The organism is Mesorhizobium sp. M9A.F.Ca.ET.002.03.1.2, assembly GCF_003952365.1.
Classification (GTDB): domain Bacteria; phylum Pseudomonadota; class Alphaproteobacteria; order Rhizobiales; family Rhizobiaceae; genus Mesorhizobium.
Window position 1 is genome coordinate 1,738,251 of sequence record NZ_CP034443.1, and the last position, 15,586, is coordinate 1,753,836.

Consider the following 15,586-nt stretch of genomic DNA (forward strand, 5'->3'; position numbering starts at 1 on the left):
TACATCTCTGTTACCTCGTAACGGCGCCCCTCGCACCGTTCGTGCGACCTACTCCTCAAAGCGACCCGTGGCGTCACGATCGCGGTCGTATCGTCTCTTGAGCGGAAACGGCGGCAACCAGGACTCGCGACGGACGATCCAGCTTTCGTAGGTTGGCATCAGTTGGTCAGGGGCATCCATGGATCCCAGGTGCACTTCGATTTCGTCTGCGGTGCGTGCGAAAACGGACGAGCCGCAGCGGGGACAGAAAAAACGCCCGGCGTAGTCGCGTGTTTCGCCATCGATCGTCACCGCATCCTGAGGGAACACCGCGGAAGCGGAAAAAAGGGCCCCATGATGCTTGCGGCAGTCGAGACAGTGACAAAGGCCGACCCGGTATGGGAGTCCCGACGCCACAATTCGGACGTCACCGCACAGGCAACCGCCGGTGAATCGGTCCATGCTGCGTACCTCCAAAATCAAGCGGTCGGCAAAATCAAGCGGTCGGCAAAATCAAGCGGTCGGAATGGCTACAACGAACGGCACTGTCATTGCAATTGCCCGCTGTGGGCGGGGGACACGTCGTTCTTCCGTGGCGGGTAAGGCCGGAGGTGGCAGATATCCTGCGCTTTATGTCATTTCAGATACGTCACCACGCCGATAGGCTGCCTTGGACAGACGAAGAAGAGAGGCGGCATCATGAAGGCGCTGATCGCCGGTGGCGGCATCGGCGGGCTGACCGCAGCCCTATTCGTGAGCGCGGCGTGGGCATTAACATCTTGCCGCATGCCGTGAAGGAACTGGCGCCTCTCGGACTTCAGGCGGACCCTGGACGCTCAGGGCATCCGCACACACGAGCTCATCTACGCAAACCGATTCGGGCAAGTGGTTTGGCAGGAACTGCGCGGCATCGACGCAGGGCACCTTCATCCGCAGTACAGCATACGTCGCGGCAAGCCGCTGAGGCTGATCCACAAGGCGGTAATTGAACGGCTGGGCCGCGAAATTATCCGCACCGGCTGGCAGGTCGACGGCTTTCGCCAATCGCAAGGCGCGTATCGGTCGAGCTCTCGGGCCGCGACGGCGGGCGCACGCGCAAGTGATCGAGAGCTTCCTCACGCGACCGACGTCGCCAGCGACTCAGTTCGCGCCGTAGCAACCGGGCCGGCCCTATGGTTCCGGTCAAACCCGGATCAGTTCACGCCGCCATCCGCCAGGATCGTGCGGCCGGTGATCCAGCCAGCATCGTCCGAGGCGAGGAAGGTCACGATCCCTGCTATATCTTCCGGCTGACCGATGCGGCCGAGCGGCGTCATGGCGCGTATCTGCTCGCCGCGCTCGGCGATGATCGTCGTCGTCATGTCCGTCTCGATCACGCCCGGAGCCACCGCGTTGACGGTGATGCCCTTCGCGCCCAACTCCCGCGCGAAACCGTGGACGAGCGTGATGACAGCCGCTTTGGACGCAGAATAGACGGAACTGGTCGGGATCGGGTTGTAGGCGAGGCGCGACGCAAAATGGATGATGCGCCCGCCCGGCGAAGGCAAGAGAGGTGCGGCTGCCTGCGTAAGCAGGATCGTTCCCAGCACGTTGGTGTCGAAGATCGAACGGTAATGGGCCTCGTCGATCCTGACCAGCGGCAGGTATGGCCCGATGCCGGCCGTGTTGACCAGGACGTCCAGCCGTCCGAAAGCCTCGTATGCCCCGTGCACGATGGCCTCGGCCTCGTCGGGCTTTGAGGTGTCTCCGGCGAAGCTTTTCGCTTGACCGCCGTCCGCGGCGATTTCGGCGACGATCGCGTCGGCCGCACCGGCCGTGCGATGGCCGATCGCGACGGCTGCGCCCAGCCCCGCGAAGCGGCGCGACACCGCGGCGCCGATGCCGCGCGATCCGCCGACCACCAGAACCACCTTGCCTTCGAAAGCCTTGGATCTGCTCATGCCCTGTCTCCTCGCTCGGCTCAACGCGCCTGCGCCCAGGCGTCGGCCGGTACGCTTTCGAGCAGAGCCTCGTCTGTCCTGCGTTCCACCGGTTTCGCCGCCGCTTCGACGACACGACGGGCGAACTCGTCCAGATATGCAGCACGACCCTCATCGCCGACCCGCGGCGCGCCGTAGGCGACGAAGGGTTCCTCGACCGAATAGCCCATATATTGCAGGGTGAGGCGCTGCGTCTGCCACAGCACCTTCTCGATCTCGCCATAGACGCCATCGGGGCCGAAACGGGTCGTCGTGCCGCCGGTCGTCACGGAGAGCAGAGCCCGGCGTCCCTTGAACACGCCGGTGTCGAAGCGCCGGCCGTCTACATAGGCGAAGCCGTAGGCCAGCACGCGCTCGAACCAGCCTTTCAGAATTGCCGGCGTGCCACCCCACCACAGCGGGAACTGCAGAACCAGAAGATCGGCCGCGGCGACCCGCGCCTGTTCGCGCGCGATTTCCGGAACGAAGGCTGCTTCCCTTGCAGCCAGGGCCTGCTCGCTCTGGTAATGGAACCGATCCGGATCTGCGATGGTCGAGAAGTCGTGCCGTCCGGCCTCCGGATCGAATCCATCGGCGTAGAGGTCCGACACCGTCACCGTGTGCCCGGCGGCCCGGAGGGCGGCTTTCGCACACGCCACCAGCGCCGCGTTGAACGAGGTCGGTTCGGGATGCGTGTAGACGATCAGAACGTTCATGAGCTCCCTCCGGTCAGAAGTTCACGCGGTCGGCGCCCTTGAGTTCGAGGATCGCACGCGCCTCGGTCGGCGTGGCAACCTCCAGGCCGAGGCCCTCGATGATCTCACGGATCTTGAGCACCTGTTCTGCGTTCGAGCGGGCGAACTTGCCCGGACCGATCCATAGCGAATCCTCCAGCCCGACACGGACATTGCCGCCGTTCGCGGCGGCGATCGCGGCAATCGGCATCTGATTGCGGCCCGCGCCCAGGACCGACCAGCGGTAATCGTTGCCGAACAGCCTGTCGGCGGTGCGCTTCATGTGCATGACGTCTTCCGGATGCGGACCGATGCCGCCAAGAATGCCGAAGACGCTCTGGACGAAGAATGGCGGCTTCACCAGGCCGCGCTCGACGAAATGGGCGAGTGTGTAGAGATGGCCGATATCGTAGCACTCGATCTCGAAACGGGTGCCGTTCTGCGCGCAGGTCGTCAGGATGTTCTCGATGTCGGCGAAGGTGTTCTTGAAGATGCGGTCGCGCGATCCTTCCAGATACGGCCGCTCCCAGTCGTGCGAGAATTCCCTGAAGCGCTCCAGCATCGGAAACAGGCCGAAATTCATCGAGCCCATGTTGAGGGAAGCGACTTCCGGTTTGAAAAATGCGACCGGCTTGAGCCGTTCCTCGACCGTCATCGTCGGTGCGCCGCCGGTGGTGATGTTCACCACGCAATCGGAACGCTGCTTGATGATCTTCAGGAACGGTTCGAATCGTTGCGGAGACTGGTCGGGCAGACCCGTCTCCGGATCGCGGGCATGGAGGTGCACGATGGCCGCGCCGGCTTCCGCCGCCCCGACGGCGGCATCGGCGATCTCTTCGGCGGTGACCGGCAGGTGAGGCGACATAGAGGGCGTATGGATCGACCCGGTGACCGCGCATGTGATGATGACTTTTCGTGGCGCCATGACGTGGACTTTTCCTCTCGATTGTCCAGGTTCAGGCGGCGAGGTTGAGAAGCCCGGCCGCATTGGCCGAGATCATCCTCGTGATGTCCTGGCGCGGCACCTGGAGGTCGAGCATCATCGAGACGATCATGCGATAGCCGTCCACCGGCTTCGGCGCCTGGGTCAGCCCGAGGTCGGATCCGAAGATGGTGCGTTCGACGCCCGCCACCTCGATCAGGTGAAGCAGGTCCTGGCCGTCATGCTGTTTGGCGCGGCTGGGTATGAACATGCAGATCGAGTGCTCGATATAGGCACCGAGCGAGACCAGGCCGCGAATGTCCTCGTCGGAGCATCCGATGATGTAGGACGGGTGGTTGACGAGCATCTTCTTCACGCCGCGCCTCTTCGCCTCCTCGAACAGCACGAAGAGCTCGCTGACGTGGAGATGGCCGCCGGCCAGGATGATGTCGCCCTCCGCGATCAGGTCGCAGATCTGCTTGGCCTCGTCGACGAGCTTGCCGTTCGCATCGAGCACCGTGAGCGGGGCCGGCGGCAGCATCGGCTTGGCGGTCTTGGGGAAGCTCTTCGCCGCATAGGCCGCGATGTGGTTTTTCGCCGCGAATGTCGGAAACCAGACGATCTTGCCGCCGAGCTTGATCGCATGGTCGACCGCGTGGGGGTTGACGCCGCCGGAGGCATTGTTGAGCGCCACGCCCGAGAAAAGCTCGATATCGGCGTCGGGATAGATGTCCTTCAGCACAGCGCAGTGCGGCATGCCGATGTAATAGTGGTCCTTGTAGAGCAGCGCCTTGAACCCGGCGTCGAGGGCCATCTTGAAGGCCTCGTGATGACCCAGGATGCGCGGCATGGCGGCCGGACCGGAATGGCAGTGCAGGTCGACCGCTCCGACCAGCAGGTCGGCGACCTCGGCCGCGCGCGAAGGTTCCATCGGCGGCAGCGGCACGATGGTCGGATAGTCGGTGGTTGTGTCAGCCATCTTTCTGTTCCTCGTTCTTGAGATTTCGCGGGCTTCAGCCGCTGGCGACCGAAGCGATGTCGCCATAGGCTTTCATCGCGGCCTGGCGCATGAAACCCTGGTCGGAGGCGACGATGAAGGCGCTTGCGCCCATGCCGCGGAACCGCGCCGCCTCCTCGGCACTCGCGACCATGACTGCGACGGGTTTGCCGGCTCGTTTCGCCGCGGCGAAAATCCTGTCGCAGGCGTCCCGCACCTGTGGCGCGTCCATCCTGGTTGCTCCGAAAGCCACGGTCAGGTCACCGCGGCCGATGAAGACGCCATCCAGGCCCTCGGTCCCCAGAATGCCGTCGAGGTCGTCGAGCGCTTCCGGGTCCTCGATCATCGCGATGAACGTGACGTTCTCGTCGCCTGCCTTGACGTGATCCCAAATCCCGACCGCGCCGAAACCGCCGGCGCGCGTCGTGTTCGAAAAGCCGCGCCTGCCCCCGCGGTAGCGGCAGGCGGCGGCTATGTCTCTGGCCTTTGCGGGCGAACTGACATGCGGTACCAGAACGCCTGTCGCGCCGTCGTCCAGCACTGAGAGAATTTTTGCCGCCGTCGGTTCGGCCACGCGCACCAGGCCGGCGGTGCCCGAAGCGCGCGCGGCGAGCAGTCCGCCGTCGATTGCGACGCGATCCCAGGGGGCATGTTCCTCGTCGATCACCACGAAGTCGAAGCCGACCGCGCCTAGAATTTCGATCGGATGGGTCGCGGGAGTCTTGACGAACGTGCCGACGAGGTGCTCGCAGGCGAGGAAGCGTTGGCGAAAACTGCGGCGTTCGGTGGTCATGCTGTGAATTTCTCCCTGGATATGGATATCACCGCATCGGCAGCATGGCGTGCGGAAGGAACAGTGAAACGGCCGGTACGGCGGCGACGAGAAAAAGCACGAGCAGACAGATACCGATCAGCGGTACGGCCTCCTTCGCGACATCGGTCAAGGACTGGCCCGAGGCGGCGCAGACGATGAACAGCAGGATGCCGACCGGCGGCGTAGCCATGCCGATCACTACGTTAAGCACCACCATCATGCCGAACTGCACCGGATCCATGGCGATGATCTTGTTGAATTGCAGCAGGATCGGCATGGTCAGGATGAGGATCGAGATCGGCTCGAGGAACATCCCGAGCACGAGCAGCGCAAGGTTGAGCATGATCAGGACGACGATCGGGTTCTCGCTGACCGACAGCACCGCGGAAGCGATCGTCGTCGGCACCTGCTCCAGCGTGAAGACGAAGGCGACGATGCTCGCCATGGCGGTAATGAAGAGTATCGAGGAACTGACCAGCGTCGTCGCGACCAGCGACTCCCAGACGCGCCTCGGCGTCAGGTCGCGATAGGCGAAGCCGACCACGAGGGCATAAGCGACCGCAACCGCCGCTGCCTCCGTCGGCGTGAACACGCCCGCCTTGATCCCGACGACGATGATCAGGGGCAGGATCAGCGCGGGCAGGGTTCGGATGGTTGCTTGGCGCCGCTCGGCCCAGCGCAACTTCGGCGTGACGGGAAAGCCGTCCCGGCGCGCGCGCCAGCCTGCATAGATCAGAAGTCCTGCGGCCAGGAGGAGTCCGGGACCGACGCCGGCGATGAAGAGCTGGCCGATCGAGGCGCCCGAAAGGACGCCGTAGATGATCATGGTGATGGAGGGCGGGATAATCGGACCCATGATCGAGCTGACGCCGACCAGCGCCGCCGCATAAGCCGGTGGCATGCCCTGTTTGCGCATGGCGGGAATGAGGATCGAACCCAGCGCCGAGGCTTCGGCCGCAGCGCTTCCCGATATGCCTGCAAAGAAGCCGCTGGAGAGCACCGTCACCGAGGACATGCCGCCCTTGCGATGGCCGACCATGGCGCGCGCGAAGACCACGATGCGGTCGGTGATGCCGCCGACGTTCATGAGCATGCCGGCGAGCAGGAACAGCGGAATGGTCAATAGAATGAACTGGTCGACGCCGGCCATCATGCGCTGCGGGAATGCCAGGACGATCGCGCCGTTGCCGCTTATATAGAGGTAGATCATGCCGCCTACCCCGAGCGCGAGCGCGATCGGCACCCCCGTGGCGAGCAGCAGGAAGAAGGCGCCGAAGAACGCTCCCATCCCTCAGGCTCCCGGGATGCGGTCGAGGCCGGAATCGGCGCGGCCGGCCCTGATGTCGCGGGCCTCGATGACGATCGCGGCGATCATGTGCAGCGCAAGAAGCGCCGAGCCCAGCGCGACCGAGACATAGACCCAGAAGATCGACAGGCCGACGCCATGGCCGATGAGCGACATGGCGATGAAATCGACGGCCGGCACGATCTGGCCGCCGAAGCGGGTTGCGTAATCATAGCCGTTGATCGCCATCAGACAGAGGAAGACGAGGATCGGAATCGTGACGATCGCCTTGAGCACGAGGCGTGCATGCGGCCTCAGCATGAGCGGCACCACGTCGACAGCGACGAGCTCACCGCGGTGATAGGCCATGCCGATGAAAAGGAACGTTTGCCAGATCAGCAGGTAACGGCAAATCTCCTCGGCCCAGATGAAGGAGGCGTTGAAGATGTAGCGCGCGATGACCTGCGCGATCATGATCGACACGATCGCCAGCATGGAAATCCCTGCCAGGAAGCGGATGATCTTGACGTACCAGCCCAAGAGCCTGCTCGGCCATGCCGCACTTTCCTCGTTGACATCCATTCGGAATCCCCAGGAGGCGAATAGGAGGTATCTGCGGGTCGCCGGGCGCTGCCCGCAGCGTTGTCGCATCGCGGCAGCCGCGCTCAGGTCAGCGTGCGCGCCTGCCCGACGAACTCCTTGATGAGCGGCGACTTCGAACTCCACTGCTCGATGATCGGCTCGACCTTCGCCTGCATCCCGGCGAGATTTTCGAGTTCGAAGATCTGGACGCCCTTGGCACGCAATTCGTCGCGGCCTTCATGGTCCTGCTTCTTGGTGTATTCGAGCGTCGGCGCGATGGAATCGCGGCCTGCCTGCTTGATCGCCTGCTGGATTTCCGTCGGCAGGCCGTCGAAGAAGGTCTTGTTGATCGCGATCACGTTGTGCCACGGATAGTGACCGGTGAGCGTGAAGTTCTTGCCGACCTCCCACAGGTTCTCGCCCAGCATGGAAGAGACGTTGATTTCGACGGCGTCGATGACCTTGGTCTCGAGCGCGCCGTAGACCTCGCCGTAGGGCAGGCCTATGGGCGCCGTGCCGACGCCTTCCCAGATCGCCTTGTGCAGCGGCACTGGCAGGATGCGCGTCTTCAGCCCTGCAAAATCCGGCACCGACTTCACTTCCCTGGTGGCGCACAGGAAGTGGCGCTGTCCAATGTCGGTGGTCTGCACCCCGACGAGGCCGGCAGGCTCCAGATCGTCGAGCAGCTTCTGGCCGATGTCTGCCGTCGCGATCCGCGAAAAGTGATCGTAATCCTTGATCAGGAAGGGAAGCTGGTACGCGTCGAGCGCGTTGCGGCCGGTCACGAGGGGAAACAAGACGCCGCTGCAGCCGCACAGCTCGTTGGTGCCGGCGATGGCGGATTCGAGATTTTGCCGGTCTTCGCCGAGCTGCCGGTTGGGAAAGATCGTCAGATTGGTCGCACCGGGAACCAGTGCCTCGAGGGCCTTCTTGAACTCGACGGCCGCGACATGACCTGGATGAATTTCATTCGCGGCGTGCGCCAGGCGCATGTTGATGGGAGCGGCACGAGAGATGTTGGGCATTGCAAGCGTCGCGGCGGCGGCGCTCGCAAGGGTTATCACCCTGCGGCGAGTCAGCATAACGTCTCCTCCTGTTTCGTTGTGCAGAACGCTGTTTCGTCTATAATTCATGCGCCCCGCATTGCTGTCAAGCATGCGACCACAAAGAAATTAGCTGCACTGCAACACACACTGCCACTTGACACGGGGTCGGTGAGGATGCGTTCTTATGTGCATCCTTTTGTTCCGCATGGCGGAACGCATGAACGGCCTTCCGTCACGCTGCCCTGGAGGGAATGCAAATGTATGATTCAAGCGACCCGAGATCGCGCATGGCCGCCGCTGCAAAGGCGTCCTCCATCTCCGGCCACTACACGCCGGCTGAGTATGGCCTGTACTACGAGGAAGACCCGCGGGAGACCGCGGCCGATACCAGGACCTGGATGTCGCGCGGGCAGAACCTTCTCGTGGCCTATTCGGAGGCCGAACCCGGCGCCGTGCTCGAGCGCAAAGACCAGATCGACGAATATGTGCTGCTCCTGCCCGACAAGGAAAAGCGCGCAGTGATCGATGCGCCGGAAGGGCAGACGGTAGCCGAAGGCTTTTCACTGGTCATCCTGCCCCCGGGCGACACACGCATTGCGCTGCCGGACGGCGGGCGCATAGCCCGTATCTTTTCAAACCGATCGCCGGATCTGGTGGCCCGCTGCTCCAACGCCGGCTCGTTCGGCGCCGAGCACCCGCGCATCCCGCCCTTCGAGCCGTGGCCCGAACCGCCCGCGGGCTACAGGGTGCGCGCCTACAGCCTCGACATCCCGAAGGAGCCAGGCCGCTTCGGCCGCATCTTCCGCTGCACCACGCTGATGGTGAACTACCTCGACCCTCAACAGGGGCCGCGCGACGTCACCAAACTTTCGCCTCACCATCACGACGATTTCGAACAGGGGTCGCTGGCGCTCGACGGAGCCTTCACGCATCATCTGCGCTGGCCTTGGACCACCGACATGACCGCCTGGCGCGAGGATGAGCATGCGTATTGCAAGTCGCCCTCGCTCACCGTCATCCCGCCGCCCGCCGTCCACACCTCACGCGGCATGGAAGAGGGTCTCAATCAGCTCGTCGACATATTCTCGCCGCCGCGCGTCGACTTCTCGAAACAGTCAGGTTGGGTGCTCAACGCCGATGAGTATCCCATGCCGCCGGAGGCCTGACATGGCTTGGCTTTCACCGGACAGCGGCAACAGTGCCGAAGACCTGGCCGTCGAAGGTTTCTTGTCACCCGGTCGTGCGAACTGCATATCTCGCGCCAGCCCGCCCGTGAACGGGCGGCGTGATTGAAGCCATCCGATTCGGAGACGACGATGCTGGACGACAAAGACACCAGGCGGGAAGGCAGCGGGGTACAAGCCGTCGTATTCGCGCTCAACATCCTTGAATATGTCGCCCAGTGCCAGACCTCTGTGGGTGTATCCGAGCTTGCGCGCGCCTTCGATACCACGAAGAGCCGCATACATCGCCATCTCCAGACGCTGGTGACGGCCGGCTACCTGATCCGCAACGAAGAGAGCGAGCGCTATATGATCAGTGCCCGCCTCATGGCGCTGGGCCAGGCTGTCTCCGAAAGCTTCGAACTGGCTTCCGCGGCGCGGCAGACCGCGCGGGAATTGCGCGACCGGTTAGGCCACGCAGTCGCCATCAGCCAACCCGAAAAGGAAGGCAACCGTATTCTGCTGCTCATGCCCAGTCGCTCCAACATCGATATCAGCGTGAAGCCGGGCTCGATCCTTAAATTCCATTCCAGTGCGCAGGGAAAGCTCACTCTCGCATTCGGAGACGCAACGCTGCTGCCGCAGGTGACAAGCGGCAGGCTCGATATGCATACACCCTACACGATCTCCGATCCCGAAAGGCTCAAGGCGGAAATCGATGCGGTGCGGAGGCGTGGTTGGGCGGTTGCGCCCAATGAAGAGATGGTGGGGCTCAATGCTCTGGCCGCCCCGATTTTCGATGCGCTGGGCCATTATGTCGGCGCCGTTGCAATAACCGACTCCGTTCAGTTCATCGGTGAAACGCCGACGACGGAGCAGGTCAGGCATATCTTCGATGCAGCGAATCAAATCTCAAAGAATCTAGGCCATCGGCCGAAGGCCGGTGAAGCGCGGCAGGTATCTCACGCAGATGAAAACCTCTCCGGGCTATAGACCGACGGAAAGCCGTCCAAGTGATGCGCCAAAAGCTCGGAGCGAGACCTGGCGGAGGGCCCTTGAGACGCTGTTCGCGGACTATCCCGTTTCGGTCACCGCCGCACTGGGGGTCCTGATAATCTTCCTCCTGGCATTATGCTCCTGAAATCCAGTGCCGCGAAGCTCGCTGGGAAGCTGGACCTTTCCGCTAGGGATAGACACGGTTCCACGCAAGACCAGCGTTGCAATCTCCCAACGCGCTCAAAGCCACGGCCACCATTCTCTGGCTCCTCACCGCACAGTCGGATCGCCGCCTGCTCCTGCGTGTTGTTCGGCCTTGATGGAGGACAGCCAAACTCGTGCAACTGCGGCGATGACTGCGAGCGTCGCGGTTGTTCCGTTCGCCTCGCCTTTCTCAAAATCCCCCTCGGTTTGCGCCATGGCATTCGTAACATGCGCAAAGCACACGACGGGGTGGTGTGTTGCAGCGGCAAACGCATACAAAGCCGCGGCTTCCATCTCGACGGCGAGGGCGCCCAGATCTCGCGCAGACGCAATCGCGGTCTCGGTTTCGCGGTAAGGAGCGTCGGTCGTCCAAGTCGCGCCCCGGTGGACAACAATACCAGAAAGCCCCGACAGAGCGTCTTCGATGCGATCGATAAGCCTCGCGTCCGGCGCCTCGGCGAAGATTGCCGGCGGCAGATAATGATAACTCGTCCCTTCGTCCCGGAGAGCGCGGTCGATCAGGACAAAGTACGGCGTGGGCCCGTTGTCGGTGATCTGGCCGGCGGATGTGACGCTCACGAGCAGCCGGCAGCCGGCCGCAAAAAGCTGCTCGGCCACGAGCACCGCGAAGGAGGCGCCCACCGCGCAGCCGATGATGCCGACCTCTCCGACGTCGTCGAGATCGAAGGCAAGAAGCTCGGTATGGTAGCAAGCCCACCCCTCGTGCACGCGGCCCTGTCCTGCAAGTTTGAGGTGCTGCACCACGTCGCCGTCGGGATCGAGGACACACACACGAGGGACCGCGACGAGCGGCAATCCCTTCTGCCGGCGCGCCTCGCGCAACAGCGCCTCCGGCCGGAACACGGAACGAGAAGCATGGTCCTTGTCGTTCACGATCGGCCATACGGCGTTCGTGCTCCGCGTCTTGTCTGCCTTCTGATCCATGGAACTCGCCCCTCGTATTGTTTCAGGCGGCCGTTTCGACCGGCAGGCCGGCGGCCTTCCATTCGGGGTAGCCGTCCTCGAGCCGACGGACGAGATAGCCTCGCTCTCGCAAGGCGGCGACCGCTTCGAACGAAAGAACGCAATAGGGGCCGCGGCAATAGGCGATCACTTCCCGATCTGCCTGCAGCTCGCCCAAGCGGCGCTCCAGCTCGGCCAGCGGGATGTTGAGGGCGCCTGGAAGATGTCCGACCGCGAACTCGTCCTCTGGGCGCACGTCGAGAACCGTGACCATGCCGTCATGCAGCCTCGAGACGAGATCGTCTCGCGACACGGGCTCCATCGCATCGCGAGCGCGGAAGTAGTCGGCCATGATGCGGTCGATTTCGGCCACGTTTCGCTCGCCGACGCGGCCGAGCGCCTTGATCAGCGCCACCACCTCGGCGTCTCCGGCGAGGCTGTAGAGCACGTGCTTGCCGCGGCGTTCCGTCTCGACGAGGCGCGCCCGCCGCAGGATCTGCAGGTGGCGCGACGTGTTGGCGAAACTCAGATGGGCTCGCGCGGTGAGGTCCTCGACGCTGCGCACCCCTTGCGCGAGGTGCTCCAGAAGCTCGAGCCGATGCGGATGGCCGAGCGCCTGAGCCACTTCGGCAAGGCTCGCGTAGATCGCCTGTTTCGGTCCGGTGCTTGACACGGCTTCTCCTCAATGAAACATTCAGCGGAATGATTGAATGTCTCTAGCCGCTCTTAGCGGGGAGCGCAAGACCATGATCCTTCGTCAATTCCTTCATACCGATCCAGTCGGCGTCTCGTACCTGTTCGGTTGCGGCGGCAAAGCAGCCGCGGCCGTGGTCGATCCGGCCGGCGACGTCGAGTTCTACCTGCGCGCCGCCGAAGCCGCCGGCATGCGCATCCACTTCGTCGTCGATACGCATGTTCATGCCGACCATCTCTCCGCCGGCCGCGCGCTCGCCGCAGCGGCGGGCGCCGCCTATGTGCTCTCGGCGGAGGCGGATGTTGCGTTCCCGTTCAAAGCCATGCGCGATGGAGAGGTCCTCTCGCTCGGCAACGTCACCGCAACCGTCCTGCACACGCCCGGTCACACCCCGGAGCACATCTGCCTTCTCGTCAGCGACCGCACGCGCGCCGACGAGCCGTGGTTCGTGCTGACCGGCCATACGCTGATGGTCGGCGATCTCGGTCGCACCGAACTCGCCGTCAGTGCCGAGCAAGGCGCAAGGGATCTCTTTCGCAGCGCCGGTCGGCTCAAGGCTCTCCCCGACCATGTCGAGGTGCTCCCCGGGGCCTATGCTGGCTCGGTCTGCGGCCGGCGCCTGAGCGGCAAGCCCTGGTCGACCGTCGGTTTCGAGAAACGCCACAACGAGGGCCTCCGGATCGAGGACGAAGCAGCGTTCATCCGCTTCATGCTTGCCGAGATTCCGCCGGCTCCGCCCGAGGCCGCCGCGCTCCGGGCCGCCAATTCGGCGTTGGCTGCGACGGCGGCCTGACCGATGGACGAAGCGGCATCGGATCCAGGCAAGGCGGGTTCACCCGTCAGGCTCGGCCTCAGGGAGAACTGGCCGCAATTCGCGCTGCTCGTCGTGATCAACGCCTTTGTCGGCGGCATGGTCGGGATTGAACGAACGGTGGTGCCGCTGATCGGATCGGAGGAGTTCCACGTCACGTCGACAACGCTCATCGTCTCCTTCATCGTCAGCTTCGGCGTCGTCAAGGCCCTCGCCAATCTGGTCTCGGGCCAGCTTGCGGATGCGTGGGGCCGCAAGCGCGTACTCGTTTTGGGATGGGTGGTCGGCCTGCCGGTGCCGTTCATGATCATCTGGGCGCCGACCTGGGAATGGGTGATTGCGGCCAACGCATTGCTCGGCATCAACCAGGGGCTCGCCTGGTCGATGACGGTGATCATGAAAGTCGATCTCGTCGGCCCGAAGTCGCGCGGCCTTGCCGTCGGCCTCAACGAGTTCGCCGGCTATCTCGCCGTCGGGGTGACGGCGTTCCTGACCGGCTATCTCGCCTCGCGATACGGACTTCGGCCAGTGCCGATCTATCTCGGCATCGGTTATGCGGTCCTCGGCGCCCTGCTGTCGATCCTGCTCGTGCGCGACACGCGGGACCACGTCCGGCTGGAGGCTTCATCTCACGCGCAGCAATCCGCGCCGATCAGCTTTCGTCAGGTCTTCGCGCTGACCTCGTTCGGGGATCGCAATTTGTTTGCCGCCTCGCAGGCCGGTCTCGTCAACAATCTCAACGACGGCATGAGCTGGGGCATTTTCCCATTGTTCTTCGCTTCCTTCGGCCTCGGCGTCGAGCGCATCGGCATCCTCAAGGCGATCTATCCCGCGACGTGGGGCATCCTGCAGATCGCCACGGGCCCGTTGAGCGATCGCTGGGGACGCAAGGGCCTGATCGTCGCCGGCATGTGGATCCAGGCCGGCGGCCTGTTTCTCACCGCGGCGACGCGCCAGTTCGAGGGATGGATCGTCGGCAGCCTTCTGCTCGGCCTCGGCACGGCGATGGTCTACCCGAGCTTGATCGCAGCCGTCTCCGATGCCTCGCATCCGACCTGGCGCGCCCGCTCGCTCAGCGTCTACCGGTTCTGGCGGGATCTCGGCTACGCGATCGGGGCGCTCTCCGCCGGCCTCATCGCCGACAGCTTTGGCCTGTCATGGGCGATCGCCTCGATCGCCGCGCTGACGTTTCTTTCGGGTGCGGTCGTGGCTGCCGTGATGCGCGAATCTTATGTCTCGCGCGCGTCCCATCCGTCCTCGAGGAGGGCAACATGACAGCGGCTGCGGATCGTCTGCCCGATCAATTGATCCGGCGCAAATTCGCCGCGCCGCCTTTGTGGCTTATATTGGAATTGGCCGCGACAGGCGGTTTGCCGGCGCACGGAAAGAGCCGAAGACATTCCGTGTAGAAGCCGCAGAGCCGCCAGCAGCTTAGAACGGGCTCTGCCGAGCCCCATGAGACGAAGGAGGATATTATGACGTTGATTTCACTGACGCGCGTGGCCGCGCTCGCCGCCATTGCCGCCGCCGGCGTGACGGCCACAGCCGCCGCGCAAACGACCGCAGCCGATCCGCACCATCCCGATACGGCGGTCGCACAGGCGGCGCCGTCTGCCGAGCCTGGAGATACGGCGGGACAAGGCCAAGGTGCGCAGCCTGCTCAACCCGGCATGATGCCTCCCGGAATGATGGGCCAGGGCATGATGGGTCAAGGCATGGGTCAGGGCATGATGGGCGAGATGATGCAGCCCGGCATGATGGGCGCAATGCCGATGATGCGCATGCGCGGGCACATGATGAAGATCATGTTCGCCATTGCCGACACGGACGGCGACGGCGGGCTCTCCTTCGAAGAGATCACGGCCGTCCATAAGCGAATCTTCGACAAGGTGGACGCCGACAAAGACGGCAAAGTAACGCCCGAGGAGGTTCAGGCATTCATGCGGGAGTAGCGGCGCGCAAGCCGATCGCCTGGCGCGACGGCCTCCACGGCACTTCCAATCATGCTGACCATGATGGAGTTAGCCAATGCAAAAGGCTTTGATTCCGATTTTCGCGGCGGCGAGCGCCGTCCTCACCCTCACGCCTGGCGCGGTGTTGGCGCAGGCACCGTCAGATGCTGACAGGTACGCTTACGGGCCACATATGATGTGGGGTGGAGGCTGGTACGCCATGGTTTTCGGGCCGCTGTTCATGATCCTCTTCCTCGCCGTGCTGATCGCAGCCGTGGTTTTTCTGGCCCGCTGGGCCGGCGGGCCATGGCAGACAACAGTGCCACCGCATCATGCGCCGCCGGGCCGCACACCGCTCGATATTCTCAAGGAACGCTTTGCGCGTGGCGAGATCGACAAGGACGAGTTCGAGGAACGGCGCCGCGTGCTCGGCGAATAGGCCGTCCTTGTCGAACGATTTGTGCTTGCGGGAGTCGCCTTCCGACT

The 15,586-nt window shown here is 63.8% G+C and carries 17 protein-coding genes and 1 pseudogene; 7 read left to right on the forward strand and 11 right to left on the reverse strand.

Annotated features, from left to right (window positions below):
- Positions 1–48: 48 nt before the first annotated feature.
- Positions 49–441: a GFA family protein gene (locus tag EJ066_RS08730; protein ID WP_126036790.1), complete on the reverse strand. Its 393-nt coding sequence runs from the start codon at positions 439–441 to the stop codon at positions 49–51.
- 237 nt (positions 442–678) lie between these two features.
- Between EJ066_RS08730 and EJ066_RS08735 the strand changes: the two are divergent.
- Positions 679–1,032 (forward strand): annotated as a pseudogene (locus EJ066_RS08735) (flavin-dependent oxidoreductase); the annotation flags it as partial.
- Between the two features lie 140 nt (positions 1,033–1,172).
- Here EJ066_RS08735 and EJ066_RS08740 read toward each other — a convergent pair.
- From EJ066_RS08740 to EJ066_RS08775, 8 genes are all read right to left on the reverse strand, one after another.
- A complete protein-coding gene (locus EJ066_RS08740) occupies positions 1,173–1,919 on the reverse strand; it encodes a glucose 1-dehydrogenase (RefSeq protein ID WP_126036792.1) in 747 nt (248 codons plus the stop codon).
- A gap of 20 nt (positions 1,920–1,939) precedes the next feature.
- Positions 1,940–2,653, reverse strand: a complete 714-nt coding sequence (locus tag EJ066_RS08745) for an NAD(P)H-dependent oxidoreductase (protein ID WP_126036794.1) — start codon at positions 2,651–2,653, stop codon at positions 1,940–1,942.
- Between the two features lie 13 nt (positions 2,654–2,666).
- Complete coding sequence (locus EJ066_RS08750) at positions 2,667–3,596, reverse strand: 3-keto-5-aminohexanoate cleavage protein (RefSeq protein WP_126036796.1); 930 nt, start codon at positions 3,594–3,596, stop codon at positions 2,667–2,669.
- Positions 3,597–3,627: 31 nt separating this feature from the next.
- The gene (locus EJ066_RS08755; protein WP_245455104.1) at positions 3,628–4,572 is read right to left on the reverse strand and encodes a DUF6282 family protein; all 945 of its coding nucleotides are present in this window, start codon (positions 4,570–4,572) and stop codon (positions 3,628–3,630) included.
- Positions 4,573–4,606: 34 nt separating this feature from the next.
- Positions 4,607–5,383 (reverse strand): aldolase/citrate lyase family protein, encoded by a 777-nt coding sequence (locus tag EJ066_RS08760; protein WP_126036798.1) that lies wholly within the window; start codon positions 5,381–5,383, stop codon positions 4,607–4,609.
- 28 nt (positions 5,384–5,411) lie between these two features.
- On the reverse strand, positions 5,412–6,692 hold the full coding sequence (locus EJ066_RS08765; RefSeq protein ID WP_126036801.1) for a TRAP transporter large permease: 1,281 nt from the start codon (positions 6,690–6,692) through the stop codon (positions 5,412–5,414).
- A gap of 3 nt (positions 6,693–6,695) precedes the next feature.
- Positions 6,696–7,271 (reverse strand): TRAP transporter small permease, encoded by a 576-nt coding sequence (locus EJ066_RS08770; protein WP_189644455.1) that lies wholly within the window; start codon positions 7,269–7,271, stop codon positions 6,696–6,698.
- A gap of 83 nt (positions 7,272–7,354) precedes the next feature.
- Positions 7,355–8,353, reverse strand: a complete 999-nt coding sequence (locus EJ066_RS08775; protein ID WP_189644456.1) for a TRAP transporter substrate-binding protein — start codon at positions 8,351–8,353, stop codon at positions 7,355–7,357.
- A 221-nt stretch (positions 8,354–8,574) separates the two neighbouring features.
- On the opposite strand from EJ066_RS08775, the gene EJ066_RS08780 reads away from it, so the two are divergent.
- Together EJ066_RS08780 and EJ066_RS08785 are read left to right on the forward strand one after the other, a co-directional pair.
- On the forward strand, positions 8,575–9,483 hold the full coding sequence (locus EJ066_RS08780) for a hypothetical protein (RefSeq protein WP_126036808.1): 909 nt from the start codon (positions 8,575–8,577) through the stop codon (positions 9,481–9,483).
- 150 nt (positions 9,484–9,633) lie between these two features.
- Positions 9,634–10,473 (forward strand): IclR family transcriptional regulator, encoded by an 840-nt coding sequence (locus EJ066_RS08785; RefSeq protein ID WP_126036810.1) that lies wholly within the window; start codon positions 9,634–9,636, stop codon positions 10,471–10,473.
- 273 nt (positions 10,474–10,746) lie between these two features.
- Here the strand turns inward: EJ066_RS08785 and EJ066_RS08790 are convergent, their stop codons facing one another.
- Together EJ066_RS08790 and EJ066_RS08795 are read right to left on the reverse strand one after the other, a co-directional pair.
- Positions 10,747–11,625, reverse strand: coding sequence for a nucleoside phosphorylase (locus tag EJ066_RS08790; RefSeq protein ID WP_126036812.1), 879 nt, complete (start codon positions 11,623–11,625; stop codon positions 10,747–10,749).
- A gap of 22 nt (positions 11,626–11,647) precedes the next feature.
- Positions 11,648–12,316, reverse strand: a complete 669-nt coding sequence (locus EJ066_RS08795; protein WP_126036814.1) for a metalloregulator ArsR/SmtB family transcription factor — start codon at positions 12,314–12,316, stop codon at positions 11,648–11,650.
- 73 nt (positions 12,317–12,389) lie between these two features.
- Between EJ066_RS08795 and EJ066_RS08800 the strand changes: the two genes are divergently transcribed.
- The 4 genes from EJ066_RS08800 (at position 12,390) to EJ066_RS08815 (ending at position 15,539) form a co-directional block, all read left to right on the forward strand.
- Positions 12,390–13,130 (forward strand): MBL fold metallo-hydrolase, encoded by a 741-nt coding sequence (locus EJ066_RS08800; protein WP_126036816.1) that lies wholly within the window; start codon positions 12,390–12,392, stop codon positions 13,128–13,130.
- A gap of 3 nt (positions 13,131–13,133) precedes the next feature.
- Complete coding sequence (locus tag EJ066_RS08805) at positions 13,134–14,423, forward strand: MFS transporter (protein WP_126036818.1); 1,290 nt, start codon at positions 13,134–13,136, stop codon at positions 14,421–14,423.
- A 200-nt stretch (positions 14,424–14,623) separates the two neighbouring features.
- Complete coding sequence (locus EJ066_RS08810; protein WP_126036819.1) at positions 14,624–15,100, forward strand: EF-hand domain-containing protein; 477 nt, start codon at positions 14,624–14,626, stop codon at positions 15,098–15,100.
- 76 nt (positions 15,101–15,176) lie between these two features.
- The gene (locus tag EJ066_RS08815) at positions 15,177–15,539 is read left to right on the forward strand and encodes an SHOCT domain-containing protein (protein ID WP_126036821.1); all 363 of its coding nucleotides are present in this window, start codon (positions 15,177–15,179) and stop codon (positions 15,537–15,539) included.
- Positions 15,540–15,586: the final 47 nt, after the last annotated feature.

What these genes read in the sequence shown, in the direction of transcription:
- EJ066_RS08740 (WP_126036792.1), bottom strand. Translation starts at nt 1,919, where the DNA reads ATGAGCAGATCCAAGGCTTTCGAAGGCAAGGTGGTTCTGGTGGTCGGC.
- EJ066_RS08760 (WP_126036798.1), bottom strand. Translation starts at nt 5,383, where the DNA reads ATGACCACCGAACGCCGCAGTTTTCGCCAACGCTTCCTCGCCTGCGAG.
- EJ066_RS08775 (WP_189644456.1), bottom strand. Translation starts at nt 8,353, where the DNA reads ATGCTGACTCGCCGCAGGGTGATAACCCTTGCGAGCGCCGCCGCCGCG.
- EJ066_RS08765 (WP_126036801.1), bottom strand. Translation starts at nt 6,692, where the DNA reads ATGGGAGCGTTCTTCGGCGCCTTCTTCCTGCTGCTCGCCACGGGGGTG.
- EJ066_RS08815 (WP_126036821.1), top strand. Translation starts at nt 15,177, where the DNA reads ATGCAAAAGGCTTTGATTCCGATTTTCGCGGCGGCGAGCGCCGTCCTC.
- EJ066_RS08785 (WP_126036810.1), top strand. Translation starts at nt 9,634, where the DNA reads ATGCTGGACGACAAAGACACCAGGCGGGAAGGCAGCGGGGTACAAGCC.
- EJ066_RS08750 (WP_126036796.1), bottom strand. Translation starts at nt 3,596, where the DNA reads ATGGCGCCACGAAAAGTCATCATCACATGCGCGGTCACCGGGTCGATC.
- EJ066_RS08730 (WP_126036790.1), bottom strand. Translation starts at nt 441, where the DNA reads ATGGACCGATTCACCGGCGGTTGCCTGTGCGGTGACGTCCGAATTGTG.
- EJ066_RS08745 (WP_126036794.1), bottom strand. Translation starts at nt 2,653, where the DNA reads ATGAACGTTCTGATCGTCTACACGCATCCCGAACCGACCTCGTTCAAC.
- EJ066_RS08770 (WP_189644455.1), bottom strand. Translation starts at nt 7,271, where the DNA reads ATGGATGTCAACGAGGAAAGTGCGGCATGGCCGAGCAGGCTCTTGGGC.
- EJ066_RS08755 (WP_245455104.1), bottom strand. Translation starts at nt 4,572, where the DNA reads ATGGCTGACACAACCACCGACTATCCGACCATCGTGCCGCTGCCGCCG.
- EJ066_RS08805 (WP_126036818.1), top strand. Translation starts at nt 13,134, where the DNA reads ATGGACGAAGCGGCATCGGATCCAGGCAAGGCGGGTTCACCCGTCAGG.
- EJ066_RS08810 (WP_126036819.1), top strand. Translation starts at nt 14,624, where the DNA reads ATGACGTTGATTTCACTGACGCGCGTGGCCGCGCTCGCCGCCATTGCC.
- EJ066_RS08800 (WP_126036816.1), top strand. Translation starts at nt 12,390, where the DNA reads ATGATCCTTCGTCAATTCCTTCATACCGATCCAGTCGGCGTCTCGTAC.
- EJ066_RS08790 (WP_126036812.1), bottom strand. Translation starts at nt 11,625, where the DNA reads ATGGATCAGAAGGCAGACAAGACGCGGAGCACGAACGCCGTATGGCCG.
- EJ066_RS08780 (WP_126036808.1), top strand. Translation starts at nt 8,575, where the DNA reads ATGTATGATTCAAGCGACCCGAGATCGCGCATGGCCGCCGCTGCAAAG.